Annotated in this window: 13 protein-coding genes; 8 read left to right on the top strand and 5 right to left on the bottom strand. The window is 69.6% G+C overall.

What is annotated here, in order from left to right; genetic code table 11:
* Nucleotides 1-63: 63 nt before the first annotated feature.
* Nucleotides 64-2346 (bottom strand): N-acetylmuramoyl-L-alanine amidase, encoded by a 2283-nt coding sequence (locus AB0J10_RS11380; protein ID WP_363060216.1) that lies wholly within the window; start codon nucleotides 2344-2346, stop codon nucleotides 64-66.
* Nucleotides 2347-2651: 305 nt separating this feature from the next.
* Between AB0J10_RS11380 and AB0J10_RS11375 the strand changes: the two genes are divergently transcribed.
* From AB0J10_RS11375 to AB0J10_RS11365, 3 genes are all read left to right on the top strand, one after another.
* On the top strand, nucleotides 2652-2861 hold the full coding sequence (locus AB0J10_RS11375; protein WP_363060214.1) for a hypothetical protein: 210 nt from the start codon (nucleotides 2652-2654) through the stop codon (nucleotides 2859-2861).
* Nucleotides 2862-3366: 505 nt separating this feature from the next.
* Nucleotides 3367-3552 (top strand): hypothetical protein, encoded by a 186-nt coding sequence (locus AB0J10_RS11370; RefSeq protein ID WP_363060212.1) that lies wholly within the window; start codon nucleotides 3367-3369, stop codon nucleotides 3550-3552.
* Between the two features lie 742 nt (nucleotides 3553-4294).
* On the top strand, nucleotides 4295-5125 hold the full coding sequence (locus tag AB0J10_RS11365) for a glycoside hydrolase domain-containing protein (RefSeq protein WP_363060210.1): 831 nt from the start codon (nucleotides 4295-4297) through the stop codon (nucleotides 5123-5125).
* 1181 nt (nucleotides 5126-6306) lie between these two features.
* Here the strand turns inward: AB0J10_RS11365 and mptB are convergent.
* From mptB to AB0J10_RS11350, 3 genes are all read right to left on the bottom strand, one after another.
* Nucleotides 6307-7890, bottom strand: a complete 1584-nt coding sequence (gene mptB, locus AB0J10_RS11360) for a polyprenol phosphomannose-dependent alpha 1,6 mannosyltransferase MptB (protein WP_363060208.1) — start codon at nucleotides 7888-7890, stop codon at nucleotides 6307-6309.
* 198 nt (nucleotides 7891-8088) lie between these two features.
* Nucleotides 8089-8742 (bottom strand): hypothetical protein, encoded by a 654-nt coding sequence (locus AB0J10_RS11355; protein WP_363060206.1) that lies wholly within the window; start codon nucleotides 8740-8742, stop codon nucleotides 8089-8091.
* Between the two features lie 12 nt (nucleotides 8743-8754).
* The gene (locus AB0J10_RS11350; protein WP_363060204.1) at nucleotides 8755-9276 is read right to left on the bottom strand and encodes an ATP-binding protein; all 522 of its coding nucleotides are present in this window, start codon (nucleotides 9274-9276) and stop codon (nucleotides 8755-8757) included.
* Between the two features lie 105 nt (nucleotides 9277-9381).
* On the opposite strand from AB0J10_RS11350, the gene AB0J10_RS11345 reads away from it, so the two are divergent.
* From AB0J10_RS11345 to AB0J10_RS11330, 4 genes are all read left to right on the top strand, one after another.
* Entirely contained in the window at nucleotides 9382-10176 is a 795-nt protein-coding gene (locus AB0J10_RS11345) for a helix-turn-helix transcriptional regulator (protein ID WP_363060202.1), read from the top strand.
* Nucleotides 10173-10415, top strand: coding sequence for a DUF397 domain-containing protein (locus tag AB0J10_RS11340; protein WP_363060200.1), 243 nt, complete (start codon nucleotides 10173-10175; stop codon nucleotides 10413-10415). Before AB0J10_RS11345 ends, AB0J10_RS11340 begins: the two co-directional genes overlap by 4 nt.
* A complete protein-coding gene (locus tag AB0J10_RS11335) occupies nucleotides 10412-11818 on the top strand; it encodes a cytochrome P450 (RefSeq protein WP_363060198.1) in 1407 nt (468 codons plus the stop codon). Before AB0J10_RS11340 ends, AB0J10_RS11335 begins: the two co-directional genes overlap by 4 nt.
* 255 nt (nucleotides 11819-12073) lie before the next feature.
* A complete protein-coding gene (locus AB0J10_RS11330) occupies nucleotides 12074-12595 on the top strand; it encodes a hypothetical protein (RefSeq protein WP_363060196.1) in 522 nt (173 codons plus the stop codon).
* A gap of 118 nt (nucleotides 12596-12713) precedes the next feature.
* On the opposite strand, the gene AB0J10_RS11325 is transcribed toward AB0J10_RS11330, so the two are convergent.
* Nucleotides 12714-13346 (bottom strand): alpha-ketoglutarate-dependent dioxygenase AlkB, encoded by a 633-nt coding sequence (locus AB0J10_RS11325; RefSeq protein ID WP_363060194.1) that lies wholly within the window; start codon nucleotides 13344-13346, stop codon nucleotides 12714-12716.
* 147 nt (nucleotides 13347-13493) lie between these two features.
* Between AB0J10_RS11325 and AB0J10_RS11320 the strand changes: the two genes are divergently transcribed.
* Entirely contained in the window at nucleotides 13494-14705 is a 1212-nt protein-coding gene (locus AB0J10_RS11320; RefSeq protein WP_363060192.1) for a pyridoxal phosphate-dependent aminotransferase, read from the top strand.
* The last annotated feature ends 1 nt before the right edge of the window (nucleotide 14706 follow it).

Raw genomic sequence — 14706 nt, 5'->3', positions numbered from 1 at the left:
AGCAGGTGCACGTTCGCCACCCCGGCCCGACGGGCGCGGTACCGGGGTGGCCGTGCCGGGCGGCTACTTGAGGTAGACGAGGCCGTCGGTGGTGATGGTGGGACGGCCGCTGGTGCCGACGACGACGATCTTGATGGTGTGTTTGGCGCTGGTGGTCCAGGTCTTGGTCCAGATCGCGTCTCGGTACTTGGTGGTGGACGACTTCAGGTCGACCGTGGCTGCCTTGACGCCGTCGACATAGACGTACGCCTGTCCGGAGCTGGAGGCACGGGAGACCGCCCAGGCCGCGGACCTGCCGGTGAAGGTCCAGCTCAGGCTCGCGTTCTTGGCGGAGCTGGAGTAGGACTTGCCGCCCAGGTAGCTGCTGGACGACTTTGTGGTCCAGGTGCCGGTCTTGACGGCCGAGGTCTCCTGGAGGATGACCGGGGTGCCGGTGACCGCGGCGGTGGCGGTGTTCCCGGCCTGGTCGTGGGCGGTCATGGACCAGGTGGTCGCCGCACCCGACTTCGCCGTGTGGGCGGCGCTGTACGTGGAGGGGCCGTACGTCTTGGCCAGGGGTGCGGTCAGGCGTACCTCCTTCAGCGCGGCGGTGTCGGTGGCCTTCCAGCTGAGGGTGAGGGGGACGGCGGTGGTGTTGACGGTGCCGGTGCGCAGGGCGAGGGAGGGCTTGGTGGAGAAGGTGGGGGCGGTGGTCTCCGCGACGACGGTCGCCGCGGCGGAGGTGGCGGTCCTGCCGGACTGGTGGACGGCCCGGACGCTGACCTTGCGGGTGCCGGCGGCGAGGGTGGCCTTGGCGGAGGTCGCGGTGCCCGCGGTGGTCGCGGCGACCTTGCCGTCGACGAGCAGCTCGTACTTCGAGATCAGCGAGGACGGTGTGGTGGCCGACCAGTTCACGGTCACGGACGCCTTGGTGTAGTACGTCGTCCCGGACACCCCGGCGCCCGTGATCGATTTGATCGCCAGGCCGGTGACGGGCCCGCCGGCCCAGGAGCGGAGCGTGCCGAGCTGGGTGTAGAGAGCGTCGCCGGGGCACTGGGTGTTGTAGCCGTCGCGGTGGCCGTGGATGACCGGGAAGGACAGCTTTGCGCCGCTTGCCCAGGTCTTGCCGGTGTAGCTCCGGCCGTCCGCGCCCGCGGTGAGGGTGGTGGTGCCGGTCGGGTCCACGCCGTACTGGCCGAGCTTCCATGCGGCGATCCGCGCGACGGAGGCCATGGCGGCCTGCGAGGGGGCGGTGTCGGTGTAGGTGCCCAGGACGGAGATGCCGGTGGTCTCGGAGTTGAAGCCGTAGGCGTGCGCGCCCATCACGGGCCGGTCGACGCCGCCCTTGCGGCCCTCGTAGACCGTGCCGCACTTGTCGACGAGGAAGTTGTAGCCGAGGTCCTTCCAGCCGAGTTGCTTGACGTGGTAGGCGTAGATGCCGCGCACGACCGCCGGGGCCTGGTCGCAGGTGTAGGAGTTCGACTCGGCGGTGTGGTGCACCACCACTGCCTTGATCTTCTCGCCGGGCAGATAGCCCGGCTCCTCCGGACTGATCGACTCGTCCGCACCCCAGCCGGCCCGAGACGTGATCGGCGGCTGCGGCGCCGTCGACGGAGGCGCCGGCGGCACGCTCACCGTGGAAGTGGGACTCGGCGTCCCGGACGCGGATTCGGACGGCGGCGGGGAACTGCTCGGCGTCTCGGACGGGGCCGGCGACTCGCTCGCGGAGGGCTCGCCGGCGGGAGGAGTGGTCGGCGGCTCGCCGCTGGGAGATGCCTCCGGCGAGGGCGAGGTCTCGACCCCGTCCGACGGCGAGTCCGTGGGCGTGGGCTCTTCGGTCTCCTCGACGGAGAATGCCGCCGGCTCCATTCCGGTGACCTTGCCGCTTCCGGGGTCGACCATGTCCAGCCGCAGCCCCGCGGGAAGACCGGACGTCGTCGACGCCCCAGCGCGTACGCGCACTTCCACACCGTTCGACGCGCCGACCCAGGCAGGCTCGGTGCCACCACGCACGGCACCACGCTCGCCCTGCCCACTGTCACCCTCGAGCCGGAGCCAGCGTGACCATTCGCCGGAATCCACCGACCGGGTGCGGACCTCGACCGTACCGGCGAAGCGCGCCGCGGGATCGGTCCACGTCACACCCAGCATGCTGAAGCGCTCGGTGTCGCGCTGCGGCAGAGCCGCGGAGCGGCCGTCGTCGCTCGCCGTCAGCCGCTCCGTCCGGGACTGGGCCTTGACGGGGCCGGGCATGCCGTCCGCCTGGCTCTCGCTTCCCGAACCGCCGGTCACCTGCTGGAAGACCAGCACTCCGGTCAGCCCTACGACGGCAGTGGCCGCCGTGCCCCATAGCCGACGCCGCTTCATTCAGCCCACCCCTCATCCACAAACGCCCGGCAATGGGCGATATGGGTGCGACCGTGACCGCACCCCCTCCCCTGCAGAGCGAGAACGTACACCGTCACGCGCCGGCGCCTGCACCCAGGAGGCGCCGAAGAGGCATGAACGTCCTGATTCCGGGCAGCGGACTACGGATCTTCATCACAAGTCGATGTCGATCACACGATCTCGGTGCTCAAAACCACTCTGGCAGAGGCCAGTTGAGATGGTTTGGGCCCCTCTTGGATCTCTGCACGGTCACACATGCACTGCACAGGCAGTGCCCACTTGCGATGAAGAGACCGAGGAATCATGACGACAGCTCCGAGCGGGCCGACCTGCTGGCCACCAAGTCGGTCTACGACGAGACTGGCACCCGTGAGCTGGAGGAGTTCGACCCGCTACGACGGACCGACCTCACCGCCGACCTGAAGTCCGGCGGCACCACCCTGGTGTCCTCCGGCACCTCGGTGACGGCCCGTTCATGGACGGTCAACGAGTAAGACGCAGGGCCGCGTCATCAAGCAGCGGCCGCCCGGCGCCACGGGCACCGACGCCGCTTCCCGGGTGACCACCAACTTTCGGTTCGTACGCTGGGGTGGCTGGCGCACCGTCTGGAAGGTCGGCGCCATCGGTGTCGGCGTGGCTGCGGCTCCGGGATGAGGCCGTGTCCATCGTCTGCGGACTGGCGGCCGGAGCCGCTGTAGGTGCCATGGGCTACTGGGGCAGCTCAGAAAGAAGGACCTGGAGAGGCACCGCCGCGGCGGCCGGACGGGGAGCCGCAGGAGGCTTCTTCGGCCACACCTGGACCAATGCCATCAAGGTGGGCATGTCAGGCACGTTCGGTGGCGCCGCCGATAGGCGAGTACGTACAGCGGCTGGCGCTCCTCCGGGACATGCGGTTCTGGAGGACCATGACCTGAGCATGCAGTTAATCGATCCAGTCCAGGGGAAGGGGGCCTAGTCCCCTGCCCCTTGACCCGCAATCCACTCATCCGAGGAGTCATCATGAAAAAACTGACCGCATGCGGATTCATCGCCGCAGGGGTCGCGCTTCTGGTTCTCTACGTGTCTGAAGTTATCATCACCGTCCCGTACTCGATCTTCGCCATCCTGGCAGGCACAGGATTTGCAGTCGAGGGAATCCGGCGCGTGATCCAATCGCGGCGGATGCAAGAACAGCAGAGTCTTTGAGGTTAAAGTCCGGCGAGCCCGCCCGGATCGTCACTGAGATCTTTCAGCGCGGGGAGCACTCGGCTTCCTGGTTGCAATCGCCTTCCGGACCATGTCGGGGAGAGGCCCAGCGGCGGCAGTCTTCACCTGCCCATGCATCGCGCCTGCTGGCGCTTGGTTCTTTGAGCGCATCACGAGGCGAAGTGAGGACGGCCAGTACTGGGCGAGCGGACGCGGTGAACCCATAGCCGGCAGAAATCCGCTGCTGTCCGCCAAAAATGGCATCTGAGAAAGCTCGTGAGCCTGGCGAACGTGTCGGGCTCATGAGCTGTGAAGTTTCTGCAGTTCTGCTGCCCCCTGTCGCCACTCATGCCTGCGAGATGCGAGACCGATCTCCTTTTCCATGCGAATCTCTCCGCGCCTGCGGTTGTATCGCTGCACAGACGCCCCTGCGGGCGCGAGCCGTGCGTTGCGCCAGCGGGCGGCGTGGACGAGACAAAATGCGGACACTATGAAGCGCCGATGTCGCTGGCCCGCACGCGGACTCCTCGGCTCACGCCAAAAGGATTCCGCGTTCTCCTGTTCTCAGGTTCAGCATCATCCGGCAGGATTCATTCACGCAGCATCTCGCCCGAAGCAACCGATCTATTAAGGCATCCACCGCAGCATAGGCGCCCCCTGGCTAGTCGCGGTGGTTCCGCATTGTCGATATAGTCTGAGCGGTTCCGGAGAGCCGGAGTCCGATGTCGTTTGGGGTGGGGAAGTGTCGAAGCACCGGTTGTCCAAAAAGGCCCGTTACATCGCCCTGGCGGCGACCGGCGTCGCCGTCGTCGCCGGTGCCGGGATCGCGGCGCAGACCTCGATGGCCGCGCCCGCGTGGCCCGCGCAGAAGACCTACACCGGCCGGGCGTTCGACGCCTGCACGGCGCCCTCGCTCGCCGCGATGACAGCCTGGAAGAAGAACGCCTACTACGGCGGCGTCGCCGTCTACATCGGCGGCAAGAACCGCGGCTGCGCCCAGCCCAACCTCACCAAGCCCTGGGTGAAGTCGGTCGACACGCTCGGCTGGCGGATCATCCCCCTGTACGTCGGCGCCCAGCCGCCCTGCCAGAAGAGCCTCAACAAGGAGCGGTTCACCGCGTCCACCGCCACCTCGGTCGGGGCCGCCAACGCCAACGACGCGATCGCCAGGGCCGCGGCGCTCGGGATGAAGCCCGGCAGCCCGATCTACCTCAACATGGAGTCGTACGACATCGCCGACAAGGCCTGCAACGACGCCACCCTCGCCTACGTCCGCTCCTTCACCAAGACCCTGCGCGCCAAGACCTATCGCGCCGGTCTCTACGGCTTCAGCACCTCCAGCGCCAAGGCGATCGCCACCGCCAAGGACCGCACCGACCTGCCGGGCAACCTCTGGTACGCCCTGTGGAACGGCCAGGAGACCACCACCAAGGACTGGCCTTGGAACCCGAAGCTGTACACCGACCACAGCCGCGGCCACCAGTACAAGGCCAACAGCAAGGAGACCCGGGGCGGTCACACCATCAACGTCGACCGCAACGCCTGGGACGCCCCGGTCGCCATCGTCGGCTGACCGAAAGCTACTGAAAGCCAATCGAGCCCTCGCGTTCATCGCTCGTGTCCTGAGTCAGTAGTTCATTCGGCCCACCCCTCCTGCGGCGTGCCTACCGAACCTGCTCACGCAACCGGCGAACCGGAGCCAGGTGTGCCGGCATGGCCTGGGGCGGATACGGTACGTACCGCTACACGCGCGAATACATCCGAAAGTTGCGGTACTTGCGAGAGTGCAACTCGCAACTGACGTACCGGGGGAGGCAAGACGTCTGCCGACGCTACACCGGATACCGAGGGCGCGGTAGCCGCACCTGACCCAAGCGGCTGCGCCGGCCGCACGGCCGGCGCAGCCATCTACCTTGCAGAGGGGAGCACATGGAGGACATTGCGAGCTCTGCGCTGCGTGCTCTGAGAGGAATCGCAAGAGCGGTGGGAGCATTCCTCGAGTACATCAACCTGCGCGACGGATTCCGTTCGCTCAAGCGCGATATTCGCCGTGCACGGCGAAAGAAGTCCTCACATTGAGGGAAACGTCTAGTAGTTCGGCTCGCAGACTACCTGCGGGTCGACCGTTGCTTTCCTATATAGCCTCTCGCTTGCCTCAACCTTGATCCACCGCGTGACCGGCTACCTATGGACAGGGAGCGGGGATGACGGGAACTCCGACGACCGCACCAGCCCTACGAAGCAAGGCAGCTCTTGCCGAGCCGGGCCCGACAGGTTCCTATTGGATGATGCAGCGGCGTATGGGCCGCTGAACCAGCCGAACATCTCCGCCGCCTGGCCATACATCCGCACCCGACCCCACCCCGTCGCCTCCACGACGCGCAGCCGCAGATCCTCCTGCGCGGCAGGCGCCTGCCGCGCACGCCCCCGCTCTCGATCACACCCGACCAACAGGCCGACGCCCCATCAGCTTCGGCTCGATCGCAGGAGTAAACGTGAGGGAAGAACCAGTACGGCAACACGCCACCACTCGTTTCCTGCTGAGGATCGACCAGGCGCTTCTTTCACACTGGGGAACCATGGCGATGATCGTCCTGATTCTTGCCGTTACACTCGCCCACCCTCCCGTGAGCCTCATCGGATCCGCCGTCCTGTTGGGCCTGTGGGGAGCTGTCGGGTACGTCGGCAGGAAGCACCGGCAGAGCGGTGACGCCTCCTGACCCGAGAGCCGGGGGACGCCCTGGGGCACGTCCGTCAGCGGAGACGGGAAGCGCGCGGACGGCCCGGGGCGCGCGGGGCTGCCGGTGCCGGTGAGGCAGGGCTTCCGTCCACGGTGACGCCCGGGCCGAAGCCACCCGGCTGGACACCTCCCCGTCCCCCGGGTCCGTCGGGCCCGGTGAGACCCGGGCCCCCGGTATCCCGCCGCAGGGCGACGAGCGCCACCGCGCAGGCGATCGCACCCAGCACGAAACCGTACGACGGGGTGTGTCCCGAGGGGGCCGTCTCGTACACCAGCCCGGCGGAGAGCACCATCAGCACCCGGACGACCGGGGACTCCCGAGCGGGTACCGTCGCCGCGACGGCTGCCGTCCCCCACAGCAGGTACCACGGCTGCACCATCGGTGAGAGCGCCACCAGCGCCAGCAGCGACATCCCCAGGCCGTACACCGGATCGAGAGGCCGGCGACCGCGCCACGGGGACACCGTCCTGAAGGCGAGGAAGGCGATCACCGCGAGCGCGGCGGCGAGGCCGATCGTCTGCACCGCGCCCTTCACAGCGTCGAGTTCGGCACCCGCGAGGGCCCGCGCCGCGAGACCCGCGCCCTGCCCCAGGTCACTGGTGATCGACAGGGGCGTGTGTATGGTCCCGGCGACGCTCTGCGTCCGCAGCCAGCCGAAGCCCGTGCCGCCGAGCAGGGACGCCGCGGCCACGACGGCGGCGGCCACCAGCGCGGATCCGGTCAGGCCCTTCACCAGGCGCCGTGCCAAGGGCCCTTCGCCCCGGCGCACCACGATCAGCCCGATGAAGAGCAGGGCGAGCGCCGCCGGGGACTTGACCATCACGGCGAGGGCGACCACCGCGCTGCCCGTCAGCGGCCGTCCGCGCAGCGCCAGCAGCACCCCGGTAAGCATGAGACCGATCATCAGGCCGTCGTTGTGCGCACCGCCGACGACATGCAGCAGCAGAAGCGGGTTGAGCACGGCCAGCCACAGCGCCCGGGACGGCTCCGCCCCGCACTCGACGGCCAGACCGCGCACCGCCCAGGCGACGAGGACGAGCGCGGCGACGGCGAGCAGCCGCATCCCGAGCACGGCGGGCACGAGGGTGCCGCCCGTACCCGCCACCACGGCCTTCGCCAGCAGCAGGAACAGCGGACCGTACGGCGCCGGGGTGTCCGTCCAGTGCCCGCCGACGCTCGCCGCCGCGTCGGCTCCGGACGAGTCCGGGCCGAGCACCGACGGCCCGTGCGCGTACACGTCGTGGCCCTCGAGGACCATCGCGCCCTGGGCGATGTAGCTGTAGACGTCGGCGCTGTGCAGCGGTGGCGCGAGCAAGAGCGGCGCGGCCCACCAGCCGAGGGTGACGAGGGTGTACCGGACGCCCGGGCCCCGGCCACCGGCGAGCAGCCTGCCGTACGCCCACCAGGCGAGCACCAGCAGCGTCAGCCCGGTGTACGCGAGGACGGCGCCCGACGTGGTCACGACGGACCCATACGTGCCCCACAGCCCCCATGGCTCGCGCACCGGCAGGGCTCCGGCGACCGTACCCCCGGCCGCCACGGCCAGCGCCCCGGCCGTACCCAGCCGGCGCGCGCCGGCCGCACTCCGCATCCACATGAGCAGCAGGTCCGTCCCCACCAGATCGGCCGGCCGGCGCCGGGTCGCAGCCGGGCACCCAGCCGGGTCGCAAGGACTGCCGAGCCTACAGCGCTCTTGCCCGCGGGTTCGGCGGGCCGCTCACGGGGCCGTCCGCGCGGGTCCGCCGGCCGCTCACGGACCGTACTCGGGACCGGGCCGACCAGCAGCCGGGGCCGCTCAGCGGGCGTGGAGCATGTACGTGTTCTCCAGCTCGTCCTGTACGACGGTGGCCTTCTTGTCCGCCGTCCTGACGTGCATGTCCTCGTTCGGGGTGTGGGTGCGGAACCGCCAACCGTCCGGCAGCCGCAACCGGTCGCCCAGGGAGGCCAGGGAGGCCATCGTCTGGCCCGGGTCCACGGTGTGGGAGTACGCCTGCAGCACGAACGTCCGGCCGTCGGAGTCATCGAGCGCGTACACGGGCCTGCCGGCCTTCAGCACGTACTCGGTGTCCCGGTCCACCGTGGTGGTCACGTAGTGCTTCTTGCCCGTACCGGCGGAGACGTCGACGCCCGGCGGGATGCGGACATCGGCGGCCCAGCGGGCTTCCAGGCCGTCGAACTTCTCGACGTCGCCCCAGTTGTACGTGGTGACCTCGTCGATCGTCCAGAACCGGGGGCCGTTCAGGAAGACGGCGGGGACGCCGAACTGCGCCGCCAGGGCGCCGGCGTCCAGCGCGTTCCACTTGTCGAGGGGGCAGTCGTTGAGGCCGTAGGTGTTGTAGACGGCGCCCTTGAGGCCGCCGTTCCCGTCCGGCGAGATCAGCACGACCTCGCCATAGCGCTCGTCGCGCATGCCGCTCAGGTGCCGGGAACGCTTCGCCGGGTCGGACATGGCTCCTCCTTGTCACGGCCCGTCGTCCACGGCTGCGGGAACCGTGGTGGCGGGCCAGGGCCCGCCGAGAGGCGGGCCCGGGTCGTGACGCGCGTCGTCCACTCCCTCCAGATCAGCACACCCGGAGCGCCCCCGCACGCCGTCGCCGATCTCGAACCAGACCGTCTTCCCGATGCCGCACTCCCGGGGGTGGGCACCCCACGCGTCCGCGAGCGCGGCGACCAGCGCGAGTCCGCGTCCCGCCTCGTCGCCGGGTCCGGCGGTACGCGGGCACGGCAGCACCTCGCTCGCGTCCGACACCTCGACCCTCAGCACACCGTCGCTCCCCAGCACGCACCGCGCCCGCACCTCACGGCCGGGCGGGACGCGGGCGTGCCGGCAGGCGTTGGTCACTAGCTCACTGAGCAGCAGCACGGCCGTCTCCGCCACCTCGTCGGGGAGCTTCCACTCCCGCGACTGCTCGGCCAGGAACGCACGGGCCCGGCCCGCGCTGCGCGGGCTGCGGGGCAGCCGCCACTCGATGTGCTGATTCATGGCTCATACGCTGCTGGCGCCGCCCCGGCCTGATGAAGTAACGACATGAGTACGCACGGTGGTTGTACCCGACGCGTACACCTGGGACGGGGAGGGCGAACAACCATGACGGAGACCTGGCGGTACTGCGGCAACCAGATCAAACTGTGGCGCACGGAGGCGGGCGTCAGCCGCGAGGAGCTCGGCAAGGAGGCCAACTACGAGTACGAGACGGTGAAGTCGATGGAGCAGGGGCGCCGCAAGCCGAGCGCCAGGCTGCTCCAGGTGGCGGACCAGATGTGCGGGGCGCAGGGGAAGCTGCTGGCGGCGCTGGAGTTCCTGAAGCCGGAGCCGTTTCCGGCGCGATCGCAGGAGTACATGGCGATCGAGGCCGAGGCGATCGCGCTCCACTGGTACGAGCCCCTGTTGATCCCCGGGCTGCTTCAGACCGAGGAGTACGCACGTGCTCTCATCAGCGAGAGCTGCCCGCCGCTGGACGACGAGACGGTCGAAGAGCGGGTGGGCGCCAGGCTTCGGCGGCAGGAGGCACTGTCGCGCAGGTCGAGCACCATGTTCAGCTTTGTGCTGCACGAAGCGGCCTTGCGCAGCATGGTGGGCGGCGGCGAGCCGATGAAACGACAGCTCCTACGACTGCTCGAAGCAGCCGAATTGCGGAACGTCTCCGTCCAGGCCCTGCCCATGGGCCGATGCAGCGGCCTGGCACTGGCGGGCCCGTTGGTCCTGCTGGAGACTCCCGACCATGAGCGCTACGCCTTCGCGGAAGGACAGACGACCAGCGCGCTCTACGCGGAACACACCAAGATCAGTGAGCTGACCCAGCGTCATGACATGATCCGCAGGCACGCCCTCTGTGTCGAGGACTCAGCCGAGTTCATCAGAAAGGTGGCCGACGAGCTATGAGCGACATACTCACGTGGTTCAAGTCCAGCTACAGCGACGACCAGGGAAGCGCCTGCGTCGAAGTCGCCCTCGACTGGCGCAAGTCCAGTCACAGCGATGACCAGGGCGGCGCCTGCGTCGAGATGGCCGCCTGCCCCCACAGCGTCCACATCCGCGACTCCAAGCTCGGCGAGGACGGCCCGCGCTTCGCCGTTGCCGGTGCCGCGTGGACGCGGTTCCTCGGCGGTGTCGGGGCATGACGACGAGCACGCGCGTACCCGGTCCGGCCGGTCTGCCCCTGCTGGGGTCGATGTTCGACCTCAAGCGGGACTCCCTCGGCACCTATCTCGCCGCCCGCCGGGCGCACGGCGACGTCGTCCGCTTCACCGCCGGTCCTCCCGGACTGCGGATGGAGCTGTACGCGGTGTTCTCCGCGGAGGGCGCCCAGCAGATCCTGGCGACCGACTCGGCCAACTTCCGCAAGGACAACGCCTTCTACCAGGAGGTCCGGGAGTCCTTCGGCAACGGGCTGCTCACCAGCCAGGACGAGGACTACCTCCGGCAACGGCGGCTGATGCAGCCGCTGTTCACCCGCAAGCGGGTGGACGGCTACGCCGCCGCCGTCACCGACGAGACCGCCGGGCTCCTGGACCGGTGGTCGACCGCCCCCGACGGAACGGTGGACGTCGTCGACGAGATGACCCGGCTGGCCCTGCGGGCGGTGGCGCGCATCCTGTTCGGCACGGACGTCGAGGCGGCCGTGCCCGTCGTCGAGCGCTGCTTCCCGGTCATCGGCGAGTACACGCTGCGGCGCGGGTACTCCCCCGTCAACCCGCCCCGCGACTGGCCCACTCCCGGCAACCGGCGGGCCGCGGCCGCGATGGAGGAGCTGTACGGGGTCTGCGACCGGATCATCGAGGAGCGGCGCGCGGAGGGGGACGCGGCCAAGGGCGACGACCTCCTGACACTGCTCGCCCGGGCGGAGAGATCCGCGGAGAGATCCGCGGAGAGATCCGAGGAGAACTCCGAGGAGAGCTCCGCGGACGGGGCCCTGGACGCGTCAGAGATCCGGGACCAGGTGCTGATCTTCCTGCTCGCGGGGCACGAGACGACGGCCACCTCGCTGGCGTTCGCGCTCCATCTGCTCGCCCGGCACCCGGAGCAGCAGTCCCGGGCGCGCGCGGAGGCCGTGCGCATCCTGGGGGGCCGCACGCCCGAGGCGTACGACCTGAACGCGCTGCCGTACCTCACCCAGGTGCTGAAGGAGGCGATGCGGCTCTATCCGGCCGCGCCGGTCATCGGCCGCCGCGCGGTCGCGGACGCGGTCGTGGACGGGCACACCATCCCGGCCGGGGCGGACGTGGTCGTGGCGCCGTGGGTGACGCAGCGGCACCCGCGCTACTGGGAGGACCCGGACCGCTTCGACCCGGAGCGTTTCGCCCCCGGCGCGGAGAAGGACCGCCCGCGCTACGCCTGGTTCCCCTTCGGCGGCGGGCCGCGCGCCTGCATCGGCCAGCACTTCTCGATGCTGGAGTCGGTACTCGCGCTCGCCATGGTCCTGAGCGCGTACGAACTGGAGGCGGTGGACCAGCAGGTCCCGGTCGACGCGGGCATCACCCTGCGCCCGAAGGGCCCGGCGCGCTGCCGTCTGCGCCGCGTCTGACCATACTCGCCGCCGCGGCACTGCCCTGGCCCGTTCGGGGCAGGGCAGTGTGCACCTGAGTGACGGCTCGGAGCGGCGCCTGAACCTTCCCCTCGCGGACGCGGATAGTCGACGGCGGACGAGGCCGTGAAGGTCGTGCGGGAATTGTCCCCCTCGGGGACGACGCGCCGGTCTGCATTCGCTCGAAGGTGCACCGGCTCGTCCCTCTCTCCCGCATGTCCGCCGGACCTCGCACGTGTCGAGAGGAAGGGCAGTATGAGAAAGCTTGCTTTGGCCGTCGGAAGCATTCCTGCGGCGACCGGGATCGTCCTCGCTGGACTCGTCACCGCACCGTCCGCAGCGGCGGACGAAGTCCCCGTGTCGATCATCCGCGTCGATGACATGTTCGACGGGATCGGCGTCATGGACGGGCGACGTTGCGAGCGCACCGAGCGCGACATCAGCTCCACCGTCGTGGACTATTCGGGCGCCGATCTGTTCGAAACGGTGTTCCGCGCGACGACGAACCGGCGGGGTGACGCCTACCTCAACGACAGCAGGAACCTCGGAGAGTGGATCCCCCTCAAGCTCGTCCCCGGGGCTCCGGACTGCACGGAGGACACCGCCGTTTCCGTGACGGAGGAAGACCCCGGTCATCTCTTCGTCACCCTGCTGGCCGGCAGCGGAAAGATCTACCAGGCCCAGTGCGAGGTCTCGAACGCCACGCCCCTGAACTCGGCGAACATCGCCACTGCATGTTCCCCCGGGTTCACGCAGATTCCGAACACTCCCGTCTGACCGCCCCGGCGGCCCGGTTCCGGCCGGGCGGAGGAGAAGAGGAAGGGCCCGTCGCCCGCCGCAATCCGGCCCCGGCGACGGGCCCTTCCGTCATCCCCGCCCTGGCCCGCCCGAGCGCTCAGTTCACCCCGCGCGGCCGGAACTGGACGCTGATCCTGGCGCCCACCGCCCGGCTGGTCTTGGGCACGGCGTGTTCCCACGTCCGCTGGCAGGAGCCGCCCATGACGACGAGGTCGCCGTGGCCGAGGGCCTTGCGGACCGTGGGGCCGTGGCCGCTCCTGGGCCGGAGCGCGAGGTCGCGCGGGGTCCCGACGGAGAGGATGGCGACCATCGTGTCCTCCCGGGAGCCTCGGCCGATGCGGTCGCCGTGCCAGGCGACGCTGTCGTGGCCGTCGCGGTAGTAGCAGAGCCCGGCCGTCACGAAGGGCTCGCCGAGTTCGTTCGCGTAGTGCGCGCCGAGTGCGTCGCGGGCCTCGGCCAGGACGGGGTGGGGCAGCGTGTCGCCCTCGCGGTAGTACGCGAGCAGCCGGGGCACGTCGACCTCGCGCTCGTACATCTGCCGCCGCTCCGCGCGCCAGGGGACGCCGTCCGCCAGTTCCCGGAACAGCGCGTCGGCGCCGCTCAGCCAGCCGGGCAGGACGTCGAGCCAGGCGCCCTGGCCGAGCACCGTGCGGCGGACGTCCGTCAGCGGGCCGAGGCGGATCTCGTCGGTCTGGTCGAAGAGCGAAGCCTGGAGATGGACTGACGGCATGCCTCCAGAGTACCGGGAAACCGAACAGATGAGCTATTCGAGAAGCGCCTGCCCGCCCTCCCGACCGGCCCCCGCCCCGGCCCCGCCGACCCCGAGGGTGTCCCAAAACACGGAGCGCGTCCCGCGGCGGGCCCGTAAGCTCACGTCATGCAGGTGATCCAGTCGACCAAGCTCGCCAACGTCTGTTACGAGATCCGCGGCCCGGTGCTCGAGGAGGCGATGCGACTGGAGGCCGCCGGGCACCGCATCCTCAAGCTGAACACGGGGAACCCCGCCGCCTTCGGGTTCGAGTGCCCGCCGGCGATCCTCGAGGACATACTGCGGAACGTGGGGGACGCCCACGGCTACGGCGACGCGAAGGGCCTCCTGAGCGCGCGGCGCGCGATCATGAGCCACTACGAGACCAAGGGCATCCCGCTCTCCGTCGAGGACATCTACCTCGGCAACGGCGTCTCCGAACTGATCCAGATGTCGATGCAGGCACTGCTCGACGACGGGGACGAGGTACTGGTCCCGGCGCCGGACTATCCGCTCTGGACGGCCGCCGTGTCGCTCTCCGGCGGGACGGCCGTGCACTACCGGTGCGACGAGCAGTCCGACTGGATGCCGGACCTCGCGGACATCGAGCGGAAGATCACCGACCGCACCAAGGCGATCGTGATCATCAATCCCAACAACCCCACCGGCGCCGTCTACGACGACGAGATGCTGCGGCAACTCGCGGACATCGCCCGCCGGCACCGGCTGGTGGTGTGCTCGGACGAGATCTACGACAAGATCCTCTACGACGGCGCCACGCACACCCCGACGGCCGCGATCGCGCCCGACCTGCTGGTCCTCACCTTCAACGGCATGTCGAAGAACTACCGGGTCGCGGGCTATCGCAGCGGCTGGCTCGCGGTCTGCGGACCCAAGGGGCACGCCGCCTCGTACATCGAGGGCCTGACGATCCTGGCGAACATGCGGCTGTGCGCCAACATGCCCGCCCAGCACGCGGTGGCCGCCGCCCTCCAGGGACGGCAGTCGATCGAGGAGCTGGTGCTGCCGGGCGGGCGACTGCTGGAGCAGCGCGACGCGGCGTACGACCTGCTGACCCGGATCCCGGGCGTGACGTGCGTGAAGCCCAGGGGCGCGCTCTACCTGTTCCCGAGGCTCGACCCGCAGGTCTACAAGATCAAGGACGACCGGCAGATGGTACTGGACCTGCTGCGGGCGGAGAAGATCATGGTCGTCCACGGGACGGGCTTCAACTGGCACGAACCGGACCACTTCCGGATCGTCACCCTGCCGAACGCGACGGACCTGGCGGACGCGGTCACCCGGATCGGGAACTTCCTGGACGGCTACAGCCAACCCTGAC

Source organism: Streptomyces sp. NPDC049887, assembly GCF_040656535.1.
Lineage (GTDB): Bacteria > Actinomycetota > Actinomycetes > Streptomycetales > Streptomycetaceae > Streptomyces.
The sequence above is the reverse complement of the archived record's forward strand: the minus strand, read 5'-3'. Positions and strand labels throughout refer to the sequence as shown.